The following is a 20,372-nucleotide window of genomic DNA, read 5'->3' on the forward strand; positions in this document are numbered from 1 at the left end:
ATCAGCCCCGGAGGGCGGCACAGGGGCGCTCACAGACGTTCCGCCGTGCTCTTGGTAGTCGCCGCGCGGAGCGCGTCTGTGTTCATCGGCGGAGCCGATGGGGCTTGGAAGTCGTGCCCGTAGGGCTCCTCTTTGGGTACTGACCTGCACTTTCTCTCCCAGGGACGCCCCACGGCGCGGGCGCGTCACCCGTGAGGGTGACGCGCCCGCGCCCCCTCACCAAGGGCTATTAACGGGCCCTTGCGCTCGTTACTCGCCGGTCTTGTCCCGGTCATGACCTGCCCGTTCCCGGCTCTCCGCCAGTCCCGGCCGGGGTCACGGCTCCGCTTCCTGCGTGCGGGGGTCAAGATCGTTCGTCCCGGGAGGGGGAGGAGAGGTGGTGTGAGCTGGGGTGATGGGCGGCGCAGCGGCCGCCCATCGGGGTGTGGTCGGGGGCGCAGGGGCCCGTTAATGGCTGGTCCGCGCCGAGCGGCGCGGCGGCCGCCGGCCTTGGCCGGCCTTAACCCCCGTTTTTGCGATCTTGGTCGCCGGGCCCTGCCCGCCCGTGCTGCAACACGGCGCTGCCCGTGCAGCACCCGATGCAGCAGAGCAGCAGGTCACCGCTGCAACGCGCTGCTGCTGCCCGCCGCGTTGCAGCACGTGTTGCAGCAGCAGCGCCGCCGCGTTGCAGCGACGCGTTGCACCAGGCGCCGCACGTGCGACGCCCCCGACGCGGGAGTGCGCCGGGGGCGGTCTCGTGTGACGAAGACGGGCAGCAGCCTGCCAGCTACGGCGGACAGCGTCGCGGGCTCACGCCCGACGGGCACGCGGCAGGGCGGCGTCGAGGGCCTGGACGACCTCGTCCGCGCTGCCGGCCACCGGCCCGAGGTCGATCCGGGCGGAGCTTCCGTGGCGGCCGCCGTCGACCTCGTACCGGGACAGCCCCCAGCCGCCTGCCTCGCCGCGGCTGAGCACCCACTCCTCGCCCAGGTGCCCGAAGTGCAGCTGGCAGCGGCACTCCTCGACGACCGGCCCCTCGGCAAGCGGGAAGCAGGCGGTGTCCGGACTGACGTAGAGCGAGGCATGACGCGGCAGGAAGGCCCGCCGCACCGCCTCCACCAGCTCGTGACGCTCGCTCGCGCTGGTCATCGATCCCCTTTCACGCACTCGCATTTTCGTTCGATTTTGGGCGAAATCAGGTCTGCGCCATGTCGACGAAACGGCTGTAGTGGCCCTGGAACGCGACCGTGATCGTGGCTGTGGGGCCGTTGCGGTGCTTGGCCACGATCAGGTCGGCCTCGCCGGCGCGCGGCGACTCCTTCTCGTACGCGTCCTCGCGGTGCAGCAGGATCACCATGTCGGCGTCCTGCTCGATCGAGCCGGACTCGCGCAGGTCGGAGACCTGGGGGCGCTTGTCGGTGCGCTGCTCGGAGCCGCGGTTGAGCTGCGAAAGGGCGACGACCGGGACGCCGAGTTCCTTGCCCAGCTTCTTCAGGCCCCGGGAGATCTGGCCGACCTCGACGACGCGGTTCTCGGCGCGCTTGCCGGACTCCATGAGCTGGAGGTAGTCCACGACGATCAGGTTCAGCCCGTGCTTCTGCTGCAGGCGCCGGCACTTCGAGCGGATCTGGAGCATCGTCAGGTCGGCGGAGTCGTCGAGGAACAGCGGGGCGGCATCGATGGCCGGCATCTTGCGGCCGATCGCCTTCCAGTCCTCCTCGGTGAGGTTGCCGCCGCGCATGTGGTGCAGGGCGACGCGGGCCTCGGCGGACAGCATCCGCATGTTGATCTCGGAGACGCCCATCTCCAGCGAGAAGAACACGCTGGGCAGGCCATCCCGGATCGAGCAGGCCCGGGCGAAGTCGAGCGCGAGGGTCGACTTGCCCATGGCCGGGCGGGCGGCGATGACAATCAGCTGGCCCGGCTGGAGGCCCTGGGTCAGCTGGTCGAGGTCCTTGAAGCCGGTGGAGACTCCGGTGAGCTCGCCGCCCCGGTTCTGGATCGCCTGCAACTCATCGATCGTCGAGGCCATGCTGCCCTCGCCGGGGCGCTTGGGGTCGGCGGCCGTGGCGACCTCGGTAGCGGCGTGGATCTCGGCCTGGGCGGCGTCGGAGACCTGGGCCACCTCGCCCTCGCCGGACCAGGCCATCGCCTGGATGCGGGTGCCGGCCTCGATGAGGCGACGGCGCACTGCCAGGTCGTGGACGATCTCGGCGTAGTACTCCACGCTCGCCGCGGACGGCACCGCCTGGACCAGGGTGTGCAGGTAGCTGGCGCCGCCGACGCGGGCGATGTCGCCGGACTTGGTCAGCTCGGCGGCGACCGTGATCGGGTCGACGGGCTCTCCGTCGCCGTAGATCTTGGTGATCGCGTCCTGGATCGTCTCGTGGGCGGGTCGGTAGTAGTCCGCGGGCTTCATCGGCGAGCCGAGGAAGTCGGCGATGGCGTCGCGGCTGAGCAGCTGACCGCCCAACACCGACTGCTCGGCGTCGAGGTCCTGGGGCGGGACGGACCGCAGGCCGTCACCAGGGTGCTCGTCGTCGTGGTGGCCGTTGCGGGGGTTGGCTACCGTGGTCATTCGGTCTCCTGGGTTCGTGGCTTCGGATGTGGGTGATCGCGACGGGTCGCCCCCAGCCCGGGGCGACCCGTCCTCGTTCGGGGCAGGTCAGGCCGTCGCGAGGACGACGGACGGGTTGCACTCAGGGCACTTGCGCGGGCTGCCCTCACGGGGCGTGATCCAGCGGTAGTTCGCCGAGTCGCAGTTGCCGCACCAGGGCACCGCTCCCCCGGCCACGGCCTTCGGGGCCGGCGGCGGGTTGTGCTCGGCGTGCCGGGTCAGGCTGGAGTAGCCCAGCGCGGGCAGCTGCCCGGCGAGCTTGGCGACGTGCTCAACCGGCCAGTCCAGCGCCAGCAGCTCGCGGGCCTCGCCACGCAGCCGCTGGACGACCGACTGCATGGGGTACACGCCGTTGAGCGCCAGGACGTACGCCTCGACGGCCTTGCCGACCTTCGGCTCCAGCTCGTCGCTCTCCTGGCGCTGATCCGGAACCGCAGCCGATGCGGCAGCAGACGACGCCGTGGTCGTCTTCCGCGCAGCGCTGCTCTCTCTCTCGTCCTTCGGCTCAGCCGCCGCAGCCGGTGCGGCTGTGGCGGGCGAGGAGGGAGAGAGAGATTGGTCTAGTTGATGTTGGTCTCGTTCAACCCCCATCTGTGGGGGTACCGAACCCCCTTCCGTGGGGGTACGCACCCCCTTTTTTGGGGGTACGGGCTGACCTGCGGGTTTGCGGATCGCCGCAGGTCGCGCCGTACCCCCATCCATGGGGGTACGGAAGTCGGCGAGGAGCGGCGCCACGAACAGGTCGACGGGCGGCATCGCGGCCTTCGCCTTCTTCGCGGCCGCGCGAGCCTTGGCGACCCCGTCGCAGTGGGCCTTGAGGCCGTCACGGACCGCCGTCAGCCACTTGTCGAACTGGGCCTCGCGCTCCTTGCGGGCCTCGGGCGTCTCACCCTTGGGGCCGCGGTTCAGCGCGTACCACTCGCTCGTCGACCGCGCGCCGGTGTGGGAGGCCGGCGGCGTCTGGTGGACGATGTACCGGTTGCGGCGGACCAGGCCGATCATGGTGCGCACGACCTCGATCGCGCCGATGACCTCCAGCTGGAGCATGTACTTCGAGACGTGCTCCGGCTTCTTCAGCTGGAGGATCCGCGCCAGCGTGGCCAGGCCCGGCCATACCTCGGTGTCGCTGCGCTCGCTGGTATTGATGTGCGCGGACAGGCCCCAGTACAGGGTCCGGGCGTCGGAGTCGACGCCGGAGAACAGCACCCAGTCGCCGAGCTGGCTGAACGGGGCGCGTCGGCCGAGGGTGACCTCAAGGGTCTCGTCGAGCGCGTTCGGGTCGGTCGGCTGGTCGCTCATCGGCCCACCGCCTCGGCGGCGGTGGTGGGCTGGGCGTTGATGCGGTGCGTCGGCACGGTCTTCGTCGTCACCGGGCCGTTGTATGCGCGAAAGCGGACACCCCTGTCGGGGGTGCGATTCAGCGTCGTGTTCATCGTCACGGCGCCTTCGTACGCGGCCGCGGACGTTACCGTCGCGGGCTCCGCGGAGGCGAGCCGGAGGGGGCAGTGCATGGGGGGGCGATCTCTCCCAATCGGGGTAGAGAGCCGCACGTCGGTGGTGATCACCAGCTAACTAGTCAGGTGCCCGGGCGGTGCTGCGGAAACGCAGCTAGCCCGGTTACTCTGTCAACTGGTGACCGGGCCCCTGAAGGGGTCGGGAGCCCGGCGTTACCGCCGACGTACGACTCAGGGCAGTGGCTTTCTCAGGGCCTGGCGTGAGTCGAAGCTCGAACCGGGGGCCGCTCCTGCGCCAACAGGGGCGGCCCTCGGCGTTACGGGGCGCGTGCGTGCATGAGGATCATGGTGGGGCCCTTCCGCCGGTTGGGAAAACCGGCGATGAGCTGGTAGAAGGCGACGGCACATCCGCTGATCGTGCCGTGCGGCGTCGTCATGTTGTACCGGGTTTCCGCCGCCGATACTCCGGGTTCCCGTTCGCCGGGAGCGATCCTGGAAGTTCGTCCCGTCAAGAGGGAAACGCGGGATGTCAACGGCGTGGCGCCGTGTCCCGCTGGCCCACTGTCAGTGGGTACGCGTAGCCTGCTGACCATCGCAGGCACCTCCTTGTCAGGTGCTTAGATCGCGGGTCGGGCTCTCACACACCGACGTCGCGACCGGCAGGCCCCCACGGGGGCCTGTTCGCGTTTCGCGGGACATCATCCACCCATCTGCGGCTGGGTGTCGGTCAGTGCATCGGTCCCGGAGTGTCGCCGTGCCGCTTCCCGAGGGCGGAGTACATCACCCGTCGTCCTGGGGGACAGCCTGCCTGCGGGCTGCGCGAGCGGCTTCCTGCACAACTACGTTCCAGGGCTGGAGGTCCGCCCACCGGCCGAGGGCTGCCGCCTTGTTGACGAGATGGGAGCCATACCGCTCGCAGCGCTCCCGGGGCACGGGCCTTTCACGTCGGCAAGCCTCCGAGAACACCCCGCGGGCCTCCTGGTCCAGGCGCCGGAGCTCCTCGAGGAGGTCGGCCGGCAGCTGACGCGGCAGAGGCAAGCCAAGGACGTGTTCCTCGTCAGGGACCTGGTGCAGATTGTGGCTAGAGTCCAGACGCGCCGGACGCTGCGCCACCCAGCCGGAAACGACGCCGGCATCGGTGACGGTCCGGACGTGCTGAAAGCCATGCCGTGTGTAGTAGGCGTGCAGCTTCGGATTCGTCGTCCAGGCGTCCAGGCGTAGCCAGGCAACGCCCTCCTGGGCTGCCTGGTCGCCTGCCCAGTTGAGGATTCGAGTGCCGAGTCCGGTGCCGGCGAACTGCCGATCCACGGTCAGCTTGTGCACGTACCGGGACGGTTCGGCGCGTTCCTCCGGAGTCCAGAGCCGCGCGTCGGCGTCTTGATCCAGGGTTACCGTCGCGCAAGCGTCGGCGTTCGCCGACGCCCTGATCATGTAGACCTCGCCTGCTCGGATACTGGCGAGGATGTTTTCGGCAGGGAAGGAGTTCGACCACTGGTCTATGCCCAGTGGGGCCAGCCAGCTCGCCGCGTCGGTGCGGAACTTGAGCAGGCGAGGCAGGTCGGCTTCCTCAGCGCGACTGATGATCACTGCGCACCCCAAGGGATGCGGGGCCGCTTCTCGGCATCGGCGGGCCTGGTCCGCTCGTAAACGATCACATGGCGATCGCCGGGAACGACGTTAACCGTGACCTGGACCGGCCTGTCGCCACTGAAGACGGTCGCGATGTGCTCCCCAACAGGTACGCCTGGGCCGAGCTCTAGCCGCTGGGCCTCACTCGGGAGAGGCATGCGGATGTAAATCTCGTCCAGGGCCTCCTCCAGCTCGGCCCCCAGGAGCTCGGCCAACACGGCATTGGTTCCGCGAGCGACGTCGCCAGGGTGCATCCAGTCCGTCCCCTGGACGAGGTCAAGGGAGGTATAGGAATCGTTGATGTTGTACGGCACGCCATCCAGCCGGCGAACCCTCCGCCGCACCGCCACCGACGCGTCCTGAGCCAGCCCGAGCCGCTCGCGAATCGCTACGGGCGCTTCGACGATCGACACCTCGATGTCCTGGCTCGGAGTCCGCCCGTCCTCCTGAGCCACCAGGTTGGTGAAGATGTCCATTTCCGGTGGCTTACGTCGGAATTCCGCCTGCGGCCGGTAGACGAGCCTCTTGCGCTCGACCACGAAATAGCCCCTGGGGCGCTGGGGGGCGATGAGCCCTTCGTTAACGAGAACCTTCAGACCTTCCCGGACTGTGGCCCGGGCTTTCACCTGGTACTGCTCCATGAGTTGGGCCTCGGTCGGGAGCTGGTCACCGGGGCGCAGTGGTCCGCCGAGGATCTTTTTGCGGAGATCATCCGCAATCTGCTGGTAGACGGGCAACGGCTTCATGACCCCAATGTGTACCCCGCAGTCACTCCATTGTCCAGTCAATGCGAAACGTATAGCGAGTGCGCTTGACGGGTGACCGTCCGTGGGTGCAGCATCTCTCTCGGCAAGTCATTGTCTAGGCAATGCACACCGAGCGAAACGTGTGCTGCACCTAGTCATTTGCCGATGGAGCCGCGCGGCTGCAGAGCGCAGATCGGGACCACCGCACCTTTGCGGCAGGCCGGACGCGGAACCCGTCGTTCCTTGAGAACTCCACAGCGAAGCAAATTTCGGGCGCGGCGCCCCTGCCGTCATTACGACGAGAGACCCCCTCATCAGCGCTTTTCGGCTGGTGGGCTCTTGAGCGGGGGGCTGGCCGCACGGCACCCGAGAGCGGATCTCAGAGGGCCCCAGGGGTGGGGCCACGGGTGCGAGTCCCTATCCGCTCACCGCGTCGCACAGACGACGCGACCCCCGGCACGGCGCTGGAGACGCCATATGTGCCGGGGGTCTGCACGGACCATCCGTCAACAGGAGCTGATCCGCATGAACATCATCGCAGCTACCACCGCCGCCCCGTTGCGCCCCCAGGCCATGGCGGCCGGCGTCGAGGACGTCGTCGCTGAGGCATGGAGCGTCTACGGCGAGGTGCAGACCCTCGCCGGCCTCGGTATCGAGGTCGAGGTGAGCGTGTCCCGACAGGGCCGCATCGCCGTCGAGGTCACCGCCAGCCGTGAGGCCGTCGAGCTGCTGCCCGCCCTGGTCGAGCAGCTGGAGCGCAGCACGGTCACCTACACCCCGACCGGCGTCCGGGCCATCGGCACCATGTGCCGCGGCCACGTCGACGTCGCCGTCACCGTGGACCGCGCGGACCTCACCACCGCCGAGCTGGAGCAGCTGGTCGCCGCCACCGACGCCGTCCGCGGCTCGAAGGCGGGGCGGGCGGCATGAGCGACCTGAGCAACCCCGCCGAGCGCGAGGAACTGTCCCGCAAGGTCGGCGAGCAGAACGGGCGCTCGTCCGGCTCCAACTCCGGCAAGAACGGCTGATGGACGACGGCATACGCCGCGCTCGTGCCGCGCAGCAGCGCGCGGCCTGGGCCATCGCCCACTACGGCCTGACCCATCCACGCACGCAGGTCGTGCTCGCCGCGGCCGCCGTCCTGGCGGCCGCGGCGTGGCAGGCCGGCCACCGCGTGGTCCACGTACATCCCGCGCCCGCAAGGGCGGAGAGGTAGCAACGCATGAAGCTCAGGAAGTGGCGCCTGGTGCGCCGCGACGAGCTCGACGACCTGCGCGCGGCGGCCGCCGCGGCCGAGGTCGACGCCCAGGAGGCGACCGACATCGCCACCGAGCGCGACGCGCTCGCGGCGAAACAGCTGATGCAGGAACGGGAGCTGAAGGTGCTCCGGCGGAAGGCCCGCCACGCGGACGAGGACACCCTCGCCGTGGTCGTACGCGCCGCCGCCGCCCTGTTCGCCCTGCGGCAGGCCCGACAGCGGATCGACGCTCTCGCCGACCAGGCGCAGGTCCTCATCCTGCGCCGGTCGCTCGCCATCGAGCTGCTGAACGAGATCAACCCCGCCCAACTGCCGCCCGAGGCAGCCGAACAGATCCGCATCACGATCGACGCCCTGGTCAGGGGCGGAGAGGTGGCCAACGCATGAACGCCCTTGCCCTGTTCAACACGCCCAAGCGGGCCATCCGGCGGTTCCGCGAGGCCCATGGCGCCACCGAGACCTGGAGCGCCGAGGACCACGCGCGCTTCCAGAACCTGCTCATCTGGGCCCACCAGACCGGGCCGCTGACGCGGCTGCGGCTGCGCGCGCAGGCCCTGGTGCTCATCGCGTACGCGCTGCCGCTCTACACGCTGGCCGAGCTGACCCAGGCGGTCCGCGGCCAGTACTGGGACCGGCTGGAGTCGTACATCGACCGGCTCGACGACCAGGTCCAGGCCGCGGAGGAACGGTGCGTGCACGCCGGTGACGAGCCCTGGGTGGTCCGCGTCGGACACGTCACGGACCGGGTGACGGACGTGGTGTGCCGGGTGGCCGGCCACCTCGCCCGCGACTGACAACAGCACGACTCAGGTGGCCGCCTACGGGCGGCCACCCGCATGAGAGGAGACGGCGTGGCCGCCCCGACAGCCACCCGCAACAACAAGAAGAAGAACACCCCGGCCCGCAAGGCGCCGGCCAAGCAGCCGCCCGCTCCGCGCCGTTCCCCGGCGACCGCGGCCCCGGCCCCGGTCCCGGCGGTCCAGGCCCCCCGGCCGGAGGCGAACGTCGAGGAGGCTTTCGAGCGCGACCGGGTGGCGGACGCCGTGGACCTGGCCCGCTACACCGCACAGCAGGAGATCGCCCGGCTGCTGGAGGACGCGCAGCAGGACGCCGCGGACCTGGTCGGGTGGGCCCGGCAGGAGGCCCGGGGTGTCGCGGCCGAGGTGGCCGAGGCGGCTGCGGACCGCCTCCAGCAGGCCGCCGTCGAGGCGGAGCGCATCCGCCTCGACGGCGGCCTGATGGCCCAGCAGATGCGCACCGACGCTGCCCATACGGCGGCGGCGGTCATCGGCCAGGCCCAGGTGGAGGGCCGTCAGGTCCTGATCGAGGCCGCTGACGAGGCCGGGCGCCGTCTGGAGGCGGCTCGCCAGGAGGCGGACCGGCTCCTGGCCGAGGCCAGGAGCCTGGTGCAGACGATCCTCGACTCGGCTCGGGCCGACTCGGCCCGGGAGGCCGAGGAGATCACGGCGGCCGCCGAGGAGCGGGCCCAGACCGTGCGCACCAAGGCGCAGGAGGCGGCGGATGCGCTGCTGGCCGACGCCGAGCGGCGGGCCGGTGAGCTGGTGGACCTGCGCCGGTCCTCCGCTGAGGCCGCCTACCGCTCCGCCTTGGCGGACGCGGCGCGGATTCTGAAGGAGGCCCAGGAGCAGGCGAATGAGGCGGCGGCCGCGCGGAGTGCACTCGACTCCGAGCTGGAGTTGACCCGCCGCCGGGGCCAGCTCGAACTGGATGAAGAACTCGCTGGCCGGCGGGCCGAGGTCCAGGAGGAGTTGGACCGCTGCCGCTCGGAGGCCGAGGAGTGCCGGGCTGAGATCGAGGCGCGGCACGAGCACCGCCGCCAGGAGCAGCGCGAGGAACTGAGCGCTGAGCTGGCGGAGATGCGGCGGAAGGCCGAGGCCGATGCGGGCGTGGCAGCCAAGGCGATCCTCGACGGAGTCGAGGATGAGCGGCAGCAGATGCTCAAGGACGCCGTGGAGGCCATGGCCCAGGCGACGCAGGAGCGGCGCCGGGCAGAGAAGGCGTGCAAGAAGCTGCGCGCGGCCGAGGAGCGGAAAGCGAAGCGGGCTCGTCGCAAGAAGTCGGGGTCCAAGTGGTTCTGGCGCAACGTGCCCTGGCTGGGGTTGGCCGCGGCTGTCGGGCTCACCGCCCAGGGCGAGTACATGCTCGCCCAGACCGTCGGCATCTCCGACGTCGCCGCCCCGCTGCTGCCCGCCGCGGTAGACATCTACGCCGTCACCGCGTTCCGTCGCCGGACGGACGTGCCGTGGGCGCTGGGAATCATGGCGGCCGCGAACATCGCTGCCCACCTCGCCAACCCCGGGCACGGGGCACGGGCACTGACCACCGGTGTCGTCCTGGTCATCGTCACCGTCGTCTGGCGGGTCCACAACCTCATGGAGGACGAGGACGACGAGGACGTCGCGCAGGAGCCGGAGACCGGTGACCCGAGCGACGACGAAGACGCGGTGGACACCGGTAACCCGGCGCCTACCGGTAGCGGTAACCGGGGCGGTAACCCGGCGCCTACCGGTAGCGGTAACGCGACCGGTAGGCCGAGCGGTACCGGTAGCGGTAACCCGACCGGTAAGCCGCGCTCTACCGGTAGCGGTAAGCGGGGCGGTAAGCCGCGCTCTACCGGTGGCGGTAAGGGCGGCCCCACCGCCGAGCAGCGGACCGCGGTGCGGGCCCGCGCCGCCGAGATTCTGCGGGCGGGCGAGACCCCCTCGCCCACCGCCCTCGCCGAGGAGTTCACCGCCTTCGGCATCGCGGACACCGAGTGGTTCCGCAACCAGATCCGCGCCGTCCGCACCTGATGCGGCGCGGCGAAGCACGCCGCGGGCTGGGCCCGCCTCTGCCCCCGAAAGACGGCGGGCCCTTTCCCGAGAGGAGAACGATCCCGTGTCCGAGATCGAGCACGTCACCCCCGAGGTCATCAACCGCGTCCCGGCCGAGTTCAGGCCGCTGCTGAATCTGCAGCACCTGACGACCTGGACGGTGGACCGCGAGCGCGAGCACAACAACGACCACGCCACCTACGAAGCGACCCGCGCCGCCTTCCAGACCGCGCTGCGGTCCCAGCACATCAAGGGCGACGGGAAGATCTCCGCCTGGAGGCGCACCCGGAAGGTCGACAAGCACCTGAAAGCGCTGGTCAAGTCGTCCAGGGACGCCTCGCGGGCCCTCCAGTCGCTGCGCCTGTCCTACGCCGACCACGTCCGGGTGGTGGCGGCGCTGCCCGAACAGCGGGCCCAGAAGGCCGCCGACAAGGCCAACCGCCGCCAGGGCGCCGGCGCTTTCGTCGCCAAGAGCTTCAACAAGACCCGCGACGCGTTGACGCCCGCCCCGGCGGAGGAGGCCACCGGCGACGAATCCGCAGGTCAGGCGGGTGCGGCGGCGCCATCGAAGATCCGCGGCGTGAACGACCTCTTCGAGAAGGGAGCCTGAGTCCGTGTCGGCGATCGAGGAGGCGCGGGAGGCCAACCGCCAACGGCATTGGGCCGAGCGGCAGCAGCGCCAGCAGGAGCGCGGTCCCCAGGGGATCGCGGAGGCGTGGTGGGACCAGGTCAAGCAGGTGTGCAAGGCCGAGTCCCGCAACGGCAATCCGGAGGCGTGGGAGGACCTTTCGCGGACGCTGGAGAACTTCCTCCTGCGCTACTCCGCGTAGTCATCATCACCATCATCACCGCGACGGGCGGGCTGGATGGGGCCTCTCAAGGTGGGCGCGCGGGCCCGCGGGCGCGCGGGCGCGCGAGAGTGCCCCATCCGGTGACCGTCTGTCAACACTGGAGGACCCGTGGCAGACGACGACCGGAACGTCTTTCCCTTCCGGCCAAGGGGGGCGGCGCCGCCGGGGCTGCCCCCGATTCCGGGCGGCACGCGCCCGGCCGCACCGCCCGACGACCCGCCGCCCTCGGCCGATGAGCCGGACGGCGGCGAAGCACCGCCGCCGGGCAGCCGCTCCCGCCGGTCGGCTGCCGACTCGCTGCTGGCGCTGAGCGCCGAGCCGCCGAGCCTGCCGCCCCTCCCGTCCCGGCCGCCGGCCACCACCGCGGCCGTACGGTCCGAGGGCCTGGACGACGAGGACCCGGAGGCCCCGGGCCTGGCCGCGCTGGGGCTGTCGACGTTCCTGGCCGTCGCGCTCGCCGCCCTGCGCGGCACGGCGACAGTCGTACAGGACTGGCGGCAGCGCCGTATGGAACGAGCCGAGGAACTGGCCCCGCTGCGGGAGGCCCGCCTCAAGCACCGCCTGGCGGGCGAGGAGACCGCCGCCAAGCACGCCCTGGCCATGCAGGGCATCGGCGACAAGGCCGCGCAGAAGAAGGGCGTGCCCTCCAGCCAGGAGTACGGGCGCAAGTCCCTCGGCAGCGGCGGCCGCGGCGGCTCCCTGATGGGCGGCGGCGGCAAGGGCTCGGGAGCGCCGGGCGGCAAGTCCGGTGCCGGCGCCGGACGGACCGGTTCTGGACCGACCGGCACCGGCCCGGGCGGGAAGACCGGCCGGGGCGGCAAGACATCGACCGGCACCGGCTCGGTCGGCACAGACAAGGGCGGAAAGAACGGTTCCGGCGGCGCAGGCAAGAGCGGCAAGACCGGCTCCGGCGGCGCGGCCAAGACCGGCTCCGGCACGGGGATCAAGTCCCCCTCCGGCGGCAAGTCGCCCAGCTCCAGCTCCTCCAGCCCCGCGCTGGAGCGCGCACGCGGCCGCCAGGAGCGGGCCGCAGCCCGGCAGGGCGCGAAGGACCAGCGGCGTGCGGACCGGCAGGCCGGCCGGGCCGGGTCCCGGGCCAAGGACCGGGACGCAGCCCGAGACCACAAAACCCGCGCGGGCGACGCCCGGCAGGAGACGAAGGACCGGATCCGCAATGCGCGGGCCGACGCGAAGCAGGCCCGTAAGGAGCAGGCGCACCAGGACCGGTTCGAGGCCAAGCAGAAGGAGCGCAAGGCCCGGGACAAGGCCCGGCGCCAGAGGAAGGAGGAAGCTGCTGCTGCCGACGCCGACCGCACCAAGCTCGGGGAGGCCGTGGGCGAGACAGCCAGGCGCCGCCTGAAGAAGAGGCGCAAGAACCTCGACCCGCCGGTCGTGAGCAAGGTGCGGCGCAAGAAGCGCAAGAAGAAGTCCAAGTCGGCCCCGGCGGGGGCCGGGACAAGCACCGGGCCGGGGCCGGGCACGAAGCCGACGGCCGGCACGAAGCCGACGGCCAGCGGGAAGCCGGGGGCGAAGAAGAAGCCCCGCTTCAAGAAGTCGAAGGGCAAGAAGTCCACCGGCTCCGGCTCCGGCTCGGCCGGGCGCACGTACTACGGCAGCGCTGGCAGCCCCGGTGGCCTCGGTGACGACGGGACGTTCTGGCCGCCGCCGCGCGGCGAGCGCAGGAGCGCGTACGACTCCATGCGGGACACCGACCCCAACCGAGCCACGGTGTGGGCCGAGTCGCTGCACGTCCCCGGCTCTCAAGCCCGCCGGTGGGAGCCCGCCGCGGTGACCACCGGAGCGCGGGCCCTGCCCGCCACAGCACCGGCTGCCCCCGCAGCCGCGGCAGCCCCGGCTGCCTCCGGGGCTGCCGCGGGCAGCCCCACCACGAAGGGAGCGCCCGTGAGCGCAGAGGTATCCATCCCCCACCTGGCGACCGCCGCGTCCGCCGAACACATGACGGAGGTGACCCTCGACGACGTCCTGGACGCCCTGGCGGACGCCAAGGACGAGTGCCTGACCACGTACGACGAATGCGCGCTGCTGTCCGACAAGGCCATCAAGCTCCGCGACTCGCTGTACGCGATCGCCTACGAACTCGCCCAGCGCAACAACGTCATCGGCCGCCGTACCTCCCGGGCGATGTACCGGCTGGCGGAGTCGATGGACCTGCTCAACAAGAAGGCCAAGGTGACGCGCCTGAAGTCGCTCAACGCCTCCGAGAAGGTCGAGGCCGCCCACGACGAGATGCACGACGCCTACCGGCCCGTGCAGCAGGCCGCATTCGACGCCGGCCTGAAAATGCCCTCCGCCCGCATCCACAACGAGGACTGACATGGGATCCGACCTGGTGCCCTACGCACCCCAGCCGCTCGCGAGGGGCAGGCGGCTGTCCTTCCTCACCATCGTGGCGCAGGTGACAGCCCTCACCGCTCAGGCCCTGTCCCTCAAAGAGGGCCTGTACATGCTCAAGCGCCGCATGGAGAAGGACTCCAAGAACATCGACGGCATCGCCGACATGTGCACCGAGGCGGAAGTCGAGACCCGGTTCACCGGCCTGATCAACGAAGCGGCCGGGTCACTGCGCGAAGTCGCCGAGGCGGCCTCCGGAATGGCGTCGGCCGCCGACCACATGGAAGCCAACGCACGCGCTTTCGGCGACGCCCACGAGAGCGAATACCGGGCCGTGTACGAAGCCGTGCAGGCATCCAACGTGCGGCAGGCGAAAGCGGGCTTCTACCGCAAGCGCTGAACCACCGCCTGAAGAACCACCAGTACAACCCCTATTAGACCTGTTGGGACCAACGGGTCTAACAGGGAATTTGAGGGGCCCGGCGAATTCCGCCGGGCCCCTCCCCCATTCCTATTCGCCCCTGGCGGGAGAAACACCGTGACGACTGAAATCGAGAAGGCCCCCACGGCCGACGTCGCCCCCGACAGGGGGCTCACCCCGAAAGAAGCACGACGCCGGGCAATTGCCGAACGCGTCCTGTACGGCGCGGCCGGCACCTGGGCCGCCGCAGGACCCGTCAGCGACGTGCCGTGGTGGGCGCACGGCGCGGTCGTGCTCACTGGCGCGCTGACTGCCAGGCGCGTATGGAAGCAGAGCGACGCCGACGACGGGACCGACCTGCTGCTGTCGGCCTACCGGTCGCTGCCGGTGCTCGGCTGGTCCGGCTCCTACACCGCGGGCCTGCTCTCGCCGGTCCTCCACTACCCCAACGGCTGGCCGATGCTGGCCGCCGGCGCCTGGACGCTCGGGATGATGCTGGCGACACCGTGGACCCGCTCGCGCGGCCTGCGCCGCGCCATCGAGCACGAGGTGGCCCGACAGCCCGAGCAGAGCGAGGACCAGGCGCTCGTGCCCGTCGAGGCCCCGCCGCCCACCACCTTCGACGGTCACATCAAGGCGATGTGGGCAGCCTCCCCGGCCACCGGCGAGACCTGGCTGGAGAACATCCGGCAGGGCCACCCCGACCGGCCCGACTTCGAGGCCCTGGTCCTCGCACCGGCCGGGCAGGCCGTGCCCGGCTCGGTCACGGAGCGGGCGGTCGCCGCCGTCTTCGACGTCCCCGAGGCGTGCGTGAACATCAGCGGCGTCGACGGCCACGGCCCCGGCCGTCTCCACATGCGCATCGCCCCCTCCGAGATGCACGCCAAAGCCACCGAACACGGGCTGAAGCGGCTGTGGGAGCAGAAGGTCTCCGCGCCCGGCGGCGCTGCCCCCGGCATGGAGCTGGTCGACTACCGCCTCGACAAGGCGGCGGGCACCTTGCGCATGCGGGTCGCGGCCGCCGACGGCCAGCTGATCAGCGTGCCCCGACTGAAGCTGGCCCGGGCGTTGCAGATCGACGACCCCGAGCTGCTGATGATCGAGACCGACGGCCTGGCCCACGCGGTCGTCACCTTCTACCGCGAGCACCCGCTGCTCAACATCCGCCAGGCCACCGCCGAGGACCTGACGATGGGCGCGGACGGCCGGATCTCGATCGGCCTGCGGCACGACGGGCGCCCGTTCAAGATGCCGCTGTATGACCCGGAGATGGGTGCGCTCACCGACCTCGCGGTCGGCGCCATGGGCTCCGGCAAGAGCGTCTTCCTGCTCACCGTGCTGATCGCCGAACGGCTCAGCGGCGTGATCAGCCTCGTCGCCGACGCCCAGTCCGGCATGTCCCTGCCGGAGGCCAACGGCCGGGTGCGGCACTTCGGCGCCGGCCTGGCGGCCATGGCCGCCACCCTCGGCGGGGCCTGCGCCGTCGCGGACTACCGGGAGAAGGTCTCCGCCGCCAACGGTTGGGGCTCCTTCGTCCTCAACGACCCGTGGCGGCTGGTGAACGTCACGCTGGACGAGATCAACCTGGCCATCGGCGAGCACGCCATCTGCCCGCCGGAGTTCAGCAAGTGGATCGTGGCGATGATCGCCCGCATCCAGCAGACCGGCCGCAAGTTCGGGTGTGGCCTCCGCTTCGCTGGACAGTCCATCCACGTCGCCGACCTCGGCGACGCCGAGAAGATCCGCGCCAACGCCAAGCAGGGCACCGTCTGGATGGGCCGGGTCAACAGCTCGATGACCCAGTCCATGGCCACGGACATGGTCGACGACGGCACCGACATCACCCCGATCCGCCGGTTCTTCGGCAGCATCTCGGAGGAGCTGGAGGCCGCCTGGGACGGCAAGGAGACCCCTCCCGGCCCGATCACCGCAGGCATGGCCTGGGGCCTCCAGGGCGGCCGCGCCACCTTGATGCGCGTCTTCAAGGCCCTGAAGCGGAACAAGACCTACCCGCACCTGATCAGCCTGTTCGAGTCCGCACCCGAGATCCCCGGCTTCAGCCCGGAAGAGGACGAGATCTTCAAGACCGTCTACGCCGATGCGCTCCTCGCCGCCGAGGCCCTTCTGACGCCGAGCCAGGACGACGAGGAGGAAGGCGGCAAGGCCAAGAAGGGCAAGAAGGGCATGCCCCAGCTCAGCGGCTCCGGCTCCTTTCCCGCACCGCCGAAGACGCTCCGGGACCTGGTCCTGGACGCCCTCGCCGACGGCGACCCCCACCGCGTCCGGGACGTCCGGGCGGCCGTGGGCGTCGGCACCGAGGGCGGACCGAGCTCCGGCTCCGTCGACAACACGCTCAGCAAGCTCGCCGAGACCGGCCGAATCGTCCGAGTCGGCCACGGCACCTGGGCCCTCGCCTCACGCGACTGACACCGCCCCGCGGGGCGCAGCCAACACACCGGCTGCGCCCCGCTCATTGCCCCCCCGCCGTTTCGAGGAGCGACCACACCATGCACGAGCCCCAGCCCTTCACCGCCCCTGCCGTGCCCCTGGCGCAGGCTCCGGCCCTCTACCAGCACCACACGCTGCAGCAGCTCCCGCACGACGTCGCCTTGGCCGCCGAGGCCGCCGACTCGCGCCGCGCTCTGGTGCAGCTGGAGGACGGCCGGTGGGTCGTGGCGCGCGTCCCTCCGGCTCCGCCCGTCATCGTTCCCGCCGCACCCGAAGCGGCGGCGCCCCGCCGTCCGCTGGCGGCGCTGGAGCGCGGCGCGATCATCGTCGTCGGCGGCGTCTGCGCGCTGACCCTCTCCACAGGAGCAGCCCTCGCCATGGCCGGCCCGTACCTCGCAGATCTCGCAAGCCTCGCGTTCGGCACCGCCGCGGTGCTCGGCACCGGCATCGCCGGATGGTTCGCCCTGCGGATCGCCGGGGCGCTGACCCGGGCCACCGGCACGGCGGCCGCGGCCACCGCACCCGAGCCCGCCACCCCGGTCGTCATCACCGGAAACGGCGGCCAGGGCGGCCGGTTCGGCTCCCGTGGGGGCATCGGCGTACGCATCGACAAGCTCACCATCAACCGCTGACCAACCTGGCAAGACCCCAGACCAACACCCATCAGACCTGTTGGACCCAACAGGTCCAACAGGGCGCCCTAGGGCCCATCACGAACGGAGACCCCCGTGGTCCTGTCCATCAGTGCCGTCGTGCTCCTCGGCATCGTCGTCATCCTGCTCATCCGCGCCCAGTCGCTGCGCATCGGCGGTGCGCTCGCCGCCGCCGGCTTCGGCTTCTTCCTCGCCTCCACCGGCCTGGCCTCCCCCATCCACCACGGCCTTGCATCGCTCGCCGGACTCCTCAACCAGATCACCACCTGACCGAAGGGCCCCGTCATGCTCCGCATCATCCGCGCCAAGCACCGCATTACCCAGGCCCTGGGCCTGCTCGTCAACGACGACACCGCACAGGCCGCCCAGCTGCGCGCCGCACTCAAGGGGGACCAGCAGTGACCGCCAAGAAGCCACTGACTGTCTTAGCCGCCGTCTTGAAGGCCCACGGCGCGTACTGCGGCTGCACTGGCGCCTGCGGAAAGGAACACACCGGACGGAAGTGCATGGCCGGGATCACCGGCAAGCCCATCCGGCTCACCGCCGCCCCCTACCCGCCCCACGCGACCGACGGGCAGAACGCGGCCGCACCAGTGTCCGAGCTGCGCCCCTGGTGCGGGCCGTGCTGGAAACGCGCTCTGGAGTCTGAGCGGGAGCGTGTCGCCGACCGGCGACGTAGGGAGCTCGAAGAGGGCCAGATCAGTCTGTTCGACGTCGTGCAGGGAGCCACCGCGTGACCGACATCGACGCGCGGCTGGACGCGGCCACCAGCACGGTCTTGGCGGAGATCAGCCGAACCGATGCCAAAAGCGGTGTCCTGCTCACAAGCTTCAGCTTGCCGCTGGCCGCGCTGGTCGCGGCCGTGCCCGGCCACGCCCTACCCGGCCCCTCCGCTGTCCTGGTCGGTGTCGGCACCGTCGGCCTGGTCGCCGCGATGCTCGTGGTCCTGGTCGTCGTTCGCCCCCGCCTCTCCGGGGCAGCGCGAGGTTCGTTCCTCTACTGGTCGCTGTGCACCAGCCCGGAGGCACTGGTCGAGGACCTGCGGAACCCGGTCGACCGGGCCGGGCACGTCATCCACCTGTCCCGGATCGCCAAGCGCAAGTACAGGGGGCTGCGCCTTGCCGGCGACATCACCGGGGCCTCGCTCATCGCCCTCGCGGCGGCGCTGCTCGCCGCCCTGTTCTGACAGCAGCAGCCCGGGGTGGGCCCGTTGGGTCCACCCCGACCTTTCCGGCACGACATCCGAACGAAGGAGTTCAGCATGACGATCACGACCGCTGAGACCGTGGCCCTGGTGGAGCGCGTAGCCGAGGAGCTGGCTGCCCCGCGCATGTGGTGGGGGATGAGCGGACACCGGGTCACCGGCGAGGCAGTGGCCCGCCACCTCGAGGCCGCGGCCGACCTGATGGAGCGCGAGGGATGGGACCCGCAGTTCTACGCGCCGCTCAGCGGCCACAGCATCGTCGACGCGCTCAACTGGACGGCGCGGGATGGCGCCGGCGACGCCGACACCCGGTACATCGCCCGCACCGTGACGGAGGCCCTGCTGCGGGCGCTCACCGGCGCCCCGTACGTGGATTGCGAGGTGTGGGGCGAGCACAGCTCCCGCCGCCTGCCCGAGATCCTGACGGCCCTCCGAGGCGCCAGTCGCCTCGCCCGGCTGTACGGCCCCGAGGGCTCCGGGGCCTGTTAGGCCCAACACCCCCAATCTGGCCTGTCTACGCAATCCCGCCCGCCCTGCCAGCCAGGGCGACAGCATGAGAGCCCGGGGCCGCCGTAATCGGCCCCGGGCTCACCACGAGAGGAAACCATGACCGACACCACCGAGGCGTACGCCGCCGTCGAGAAGGCGGCCAAGTCCCGTCATGCCCTGTACGTGCCGAGCGTCCTGGAGCACGCCGCCGCGCTGCTCACCGACCTGTGGGCCGCCGGTGAACGCCACGGCGTCGCCCCGAGCGAGTGGGGCTGGGCGGCCGACCTGGCAGGCGGCGCGCTCGATGTCGTCACCCGCCGGTACGAGCGCCCGGAGACCGAGCGCACCAGCGAGCAGACCACCGCGCTGTGCCAGGACCTGGTCGCGGCTCTGACCTCCGACGAGATCGGCCTGAGCGTCCTACCCGGGACGCGCAAGAACGTGGCGATCGTCGAGCGCGGCCCGGACACCCCGCGCGGCGGTTTCCGCGGAGACGCCAACCTCATGGTCGGCATCTACAGCAACGGCGGGTGGGACATCAGCATGAACGCCGACGGTGCCACGGTCCTGTCGATCGCCGCCCCCGCCACCACCGACGGGGCCGCCGAGGTCGCCGCCCTCGTACGGGCCGTCGTCCATGGCGAACTCGGTAACCCGTTCCGTCGTTGACCAACCGGCCTGATCCCCTCCCGCTCGGGGAGGGGGTCTGTACCGTGGCTCATAGCCGAGGAGGTTCACATGAGCGACATTGCGGCCGCGACCTGGACGACGGCCATCGATGGCCAGCTGGTCGAGATCCCCGCGACGATAGACGGCATCCGCGCTGTCCTGCCCGAGGCGGACCTGGAGGCGTACGACGCCGAGATCCGGCAGACCCCCGCCCAGGATCTGCACCGGGTGCTCGCCCGCTGGGCACTGCCGTCCTCGGCCGAAGCCGAGGACGACGCCTTGGTTTCCCGCCTGAAGGCCGGCGACTTCACCGGCTGCGTCCCCGCGGGCGACGAACACCGTGGGGTGGCGTGAGCAGCTACCGCATCCAGTACGCCCCCCAGGCCGAGGCGTCCCTCAAGGCCATGCCGCAGGATGCCCGCGGCGGCTTCGAGCGAGCGATGACCAAGACCTTGGGGCGCGATCCGTACGGCCACGGCTCCGTCCAGCTCAAGGGTGACCGCGACTATCGGGAGGTGACGGTCGGCGGCGCCTTCGTCGTCTACTACGTCAGCGCCGAGCTGCTGGTCGTCACCGCCGTCCGTATCGTGCACTGACCCTTTCCAAAGCGGGCCCCATCAACGGGGCCCGCTTTTTTTGCGTTCTGGCCTCCACTCGTCCGGATGTGATCACTGTCCGCAACCGCCCGCTCGGTAGATGTCCGCGACTCGCGGACGCGGCTTCGGCGTGCGGGCAGTCCTGGACGCCCCGGCAGCAGAGCCGGGGCGC

General features: G+C 71.1%; 24 protein-coding genes. 18 read left to right on the forward strand and 6 right to left on the reverse strand.

The genetic code is table 11. The features are described from left to right. Positions 1 to 789: 789 nt before the first annotated feature. The 6 genes from ACIRQ7_RS36305 to ACIRQ7_RS36330 all read right to left on the reverse strand — a co-directional run bounded on the left by ACIRQ7_RS36305 (position 790) and on the right by ACIRQ7_RS36330 (position 6,425). The gene (locus tag ACIRQ7_RS36305) at positions 790 to 1,128 is read right to left on the reverse strand and encodes a hypothetical protein (protein WP_404266779.1); all 339 of its coding nucleotides are present in this window, start codon (positions 1,126 to 1,128) and stop codon (positions 790 to 792) included. 46 nt (positions 1,129 to 1,174) lie between these two features. Beyond that, complete coding sequence (gene dnaB / locus ACIRQ7_RS36310; RefSeq protein ID WP_404266780.1) at positions 1,175 to 2,557, reverse strand: replicative DNA helicase; 1,383 nt, start codon at positions 2,555 to 2,557, stop codon at positions 1,175 to 1,177. Between the two features lie 87 nt (positions 2,558 to 2,644). Then, positions 2,645 to 3,895 carry a hypothetical protein gene (locus tag ACIRQ7_RS36315; protein WP_404266781.1) on the reverse strand — a complete coding sequence of 417 codons (1,251 nt, stop codon included), beginning with the start codon at positions 3,893 to 3,895 and terminating at the stop codon, positions 2,645 to 2,647. After that, a complete protein-coding gene (locus tag ACIRQ7_RS36320) occupies positions 3,892 to 4,029 on the reverse strand; it encodes a hypothetical protein (RefSeq protein ID WP_404266782.1) in 138 nt (45 codons plus the stop codon). The genes ACIRQ7_RS36315 and ACIRQ7_RS36320 overlap by 4 nt, the downstream gene beginning before the upstream one ends. An 801-nt stretch (positions 4,030 to 4,830) precedes the next feature. Next, positions 4,831 to 5,637, reverse strand: coding sequence for a GNAT family N-acetyltransferase (locus tag ACIRQ7_RS36325; protein ID WP_404266783.1), 807 nt, complete (start codon positions 5,635 to 5,637; stop codon positions 4,831 to 4,833). Then, positions 5,634 to 6,425, reverse strand: coding sequence for a GntR family transcriptional regulator (locus ACIRQ7_RS36330; protein ID WP_404266784.1), 792 nt, complete (start codon positions 6,423 to 6,425; stop codon positions 5,634 to 5,636). Before ACIRQ7_RS36330 ends, ACIRQ7_RS36325 begins: the two co-directional genes overlap by 4 nt. Before the next feature lie 525 nt (positions 6,426 to 6,950). On the opposite strand from ACIRQ7_RS36330, the gene ACIRQ7_RS36335 reads away from it, so the two are divergent. From ACIRQ7_RS36335 to ACIRQ7_RS36420, 18 genes are all read left to right on the forward strand, one after another. After that, positions 6,951 to 7,355: a hypothetical protein gene (locus ACIRQ7_RS36335; RefSeq protein WP_404266785.1), complete on the forward strand. Its 405-nt coding sequence runs from the start codon at positions 6,951 to 6,953 to the stop codon at positions 7,353 to 7,355. Positions 7,356 to 7,452: 97 nt separating this feature from the next. Beyond that, the gene (locus ACIRQ7_RS36340) at positions 7,453 to 7,641 is read left to right on the forward strand and encodes a hypothetical protein (RefSeq protein ID WP_404266786.1); all 189 of its coding nucleotides are present in this window, start codon (positions 7,453 to 7,455) and stop codon (positions 7,639 to 7,641) included. Positions 7,642 to 7,647: 6 nt separating this feature from the next. Continuing rightward, the gene (locus ACIRQ7_RS36345; RefSeq protein WP_404266787.1) at positions 7,648 to 8,070 is read left to right on the forward strand and encodes a hypothetical protein; all 423 of its coding nucleotides are present in this window, start codon (positions 7,648 to 7,650) and stop codon (positions 8,068 to 8,070) included. Further along, entirely contained in the window at positions 8,067 to 8,477 is a 411-nt protein-coding gene (locus tag ACIRQ7_RS36350; RefSeq protein WP_404266788.1) for a hypothetical protein, read from the forward strand. The genes ACIRQ7_RS36345 and ACIRQ7_RS36350 overlap by 4 nt, the downstream gene beginning before the upstream one ends. 57 nt (positions 8,478 to 8,534) lie before the next feature. Beyond that, complete coding sequence (locus ACIRQ7_RS36355) at positions 8,535 to 10,496, forward strand: hypothetical protein (RefSeq protein ID WP_404266789.1); 1,962 nt, start codon at positions 8,535 to 8,537, stop codon at positions 10,494 to 10,496. An 85-nt stretch (positions 10,497 to 10,581) separates the two neighbouring features. After that, positions 10,582 to 11,127 (forward strand): hypothetical protein, encoded by a 546-nt coding sequence (locus ACIRQ7_RS36360; protein ID WP_404266790.1) that lies wholly within the window; start codon positions 10,582 to 10,584, stop codon positions 11,125 to 11,127. Positions 11,128 to 11,131: 4 nt separating this feature from the next. After that, on the forward strand, positions 11,132 to 11,347 hold the full coding sequence (locus ACIRQ7_RS36365; RefSeq protein WP_404266791.1) for a hypothetical protein: 216 nt from the start codon (positions 11,132 to 11,134) through the stop codon (positions 11,345 to 11,347). Positions 11,348 to 11,476: 129 nt separating this feature from the next. Next, positions 11,477 to 13,702: a hypothetical protein gene (locus ACIRQ7_RS36370; RefSeq protein WP_404266792.1), complete on the forward strand. Its 2,226-nt coding sequence runs from the start codon at positions 11,477 to 11,479 to the stop codon at positions 13,700 to 13,702. 1 nt (position 13,703) lies between these two features. Beyond that, complete coding sequence (locus ACIRQ7_RS36375; protein ID WP_404266793.1) at positions 13,704 to 14,120, forward strand: conjugal transfer protein TraB; 417 nt, start codon at positions 13,704 to 13,706, stop codon at positions 14,118 to 14,120. A gap of 138 nt (positions 14,121 to 14,258) precedes the next feature. Beyond that, complete coding sequence (locus tag ACIRQ7_RS36380; protein ID WP_404266794.1) at positions 14,259 to 16,568, forward strand: hypothetical protein; 2,310 nt, start codon at positions 14,259 to 14,261, stop codon at positions 16,566 to 16,568. 80 nt (positions 16,569 to 16,648) lie between these two features. Then, positions 16,649 to 17,221: a hypothetical protein gene (locus ACIRQ7_RS36385; protein ID WP_404266795.1), complete on the forward strand. Its 573-nt coding sequence runs from the start codon at positions 16,649 to 16,651 to the stop codon at positions 17,219 to 17,221. A gap of 96 nt (positions 17,222 to 17,317) precedes the next feature. Continuing rightward, complete coding sequence (locus tag ACIRQ7_RS36390; protein ID WP_404266796.1) at positions 17,318 to 17,512, forward strand: hypothetical protein; 195 nt, start codon at positions 17,318 to 17,320, stop codon at positions 17,510 to 17,512. 128 nt (positions 17,513 to 17,640) lie between these two features. After that, entirely contained in the window at positions 17,641 to 17,979 is a 339-nt protein-coding gene (locus ACIRQ7_RS36395) for a hypothetical protein (protein ID WP_404266797.1), read from the forward strand. Next, positions 17,976 to 18,428 carry a Pycsar system effector family protein gene (locus tag ACIRQ7_RS36400; protein WP_404266798.1) on the forward strand — a complete coding sequence of 151 codons (453 nt, stop codon included), beginning with the start codon at positions 17,976 to 17,978 and terminating at the stop codon, positions 18,426 to 18,428. The genes ACIRQ7_RS36395 and ACIRQ7_RS36400 overlap by 4 nt, the downstream gene beginning before the upstream one ends. Positions 18,429 to 18,503: 75 nt before the next feature. Next, positions 18,504 to 18,935, forward strand: coding sequence for a hypothetical protein (locus ACIRQ7_RS36405; protein WP_404266799.1), 432 nt, complete (start codon positions 18,504 to 18,506; stop codon positions 18,933 to 18,935). Positions 18,936 to 19,052: 117 nt separating this feature from the next. Then, complete coding sequence (locus ACIRQ7_RS36410; RefSeq protein ID WP_404266800.1) at positions 19,053 to 19,604, forward strand: hypothetical protein; 552 nt, start codon at positions 19,053 to 19,055, stop codon at positions 19,602 to 19,604. 69 nt (positions 19,605 to 19,673) lie between these two features. After that, the gene (locus tag ACIRQ7_RS36415) at positions 19,674 to 19,958 is read left to right on the forward strand and encodes a hypothetical protein (protein ID WP_404266801.1); all 285 of its coding nucleotides are present in this window, start codon (positions 19,674 to 19,676) and stop codon (positions 19,956 to 19,958) included. Beyond that, on the forward strand, positions 19,955 to 20,200 hold the full coding sequence (locus ACIRQ7_RS36420; protein ID WP_404266802.1) for a type II toxin-antitoxin system RelE/ParE family toxin: 246 nt from the start codon (positions 19,955 to 19,957) through the stop codon (positions 20,198 to 20,200). Before ACIRQ7_RS36415 ends, ACIRQ7_RS36420 begins: the two co-directional genes overlap by 4 nt. Positions 20,201 to 20,372 lie beyond the last annotated feature (172 nt).

The sequence above is a fragment of the Streptomyces sp. NPDC101393 genome (genome assembly GCF_044767385.1).
Lineage (GTDB): Bacteria > Actinomycetota > Actinomycetes > Streptomycetales > Streptomycetaceae > Streptomyces.

Bases quoted from the DNA above. Each gene is read 5' to 3' on its own strand.
- ACIRQ7_RS36305 (WP_404266779.1), bottom strand. From the start codon at position 1,128: ATGACCAGCGCGAGCGAGCGTCACGAGCTGGTGGAGGCGGTGCGGCGG.
- dnaB (WP_404266780.1), bottom strand. From the start codon at position 2,557: ATGACCACGGTAGCCAACCCCCGCAACGGCCACCACGACGACGAGCAC.
- ACIRQ7_RS36315 (WP_404266781.1), bottom strand. From the start codon at position 3,895: ATGAGCGACCAGCCGACCGACCCGAACGCGCTCGACGAGACCCTTGAG.
- ACIRQ7_RS36320 (WP_404266782.1), bottom strand. From the start codon at position 4,029: ATGAACACGACGCTGAATCGCACCCCCGACAGGGGTGTCCGCTTTCGC.
- ACIRQ7_RS36330 (WP_404266784.1), bottom strand. From the start codon at position 6,425: ATGAAGCCGTTGCCCGTCTACCAGCAGATTGCGGATGATCTCCGCAAA.
- ACIRQ7_RS36335 (WP_404266785.1), top strand. From the start codon at position 6,951: ATGAACATCATCGCAGCTACCACCGCCGCCCCGTTGCGCCCCCAGGCC.
- ACIRQ7_RS36340 (WP_404266786.1), top strand. From the start codon at position 7,453: ATGGACGACGGCATACGCCGCGCTCGTGCCGCGCAGCAGCGCGCGGCC.
- ACIRQ7_RS36345 (WP_404266787.1), top strand. From the start codon at position 7,648: ATGAAGCTCAGGAAGTGGCGCCTGGTGCGCCGCGACGAGCTCGACGAC.
- ACIRQ7_RS36350 (WP_404266788.1), top strand. From the start codon at position 8,067: ATGAACGCCCTTGCCCTGTTCAACACGCCCAAGCGGGCCATCCGGCGG.
- ACIRQ7_RS36375 (WP_404266793.1), top strand. From the start codon at position 13,704: ATGGGATCCGACCTGGTGCCCTACGCACCCCAGCCGCTCGCGAGGGGC.
- ACIRQ7_RS36385 (WP_404266795.1), top strand. From the start codon at position 16,649: ATGCACGAGCCCCAGCCCTTCACCGCCCCTGCCGTGCCCCTGGCGCAG.
- ACIRQ7_RS36405 (WP_404266799.1), top strand. From the start codon at position 18,504: ATGACGATCACGACCGCTGAGACCGTGGCCCTGGTGGAGCGCGTAGCC.
- ACIRQ7_RS36410 (WP_404266800.1), top strand. From the start codon at position 19,053: ATGACCGACACCACCGAGGCGTACGCCGCCGTCGAGAAGGCGGCCAAG.
- ACIRQ7_RS36415 (WP_404266801.1), top strand. From the start codon at position 19,674: ATGAGCGACATTGCGGCCGCGACCTGGACGACGGCCATCGATGGCCAG.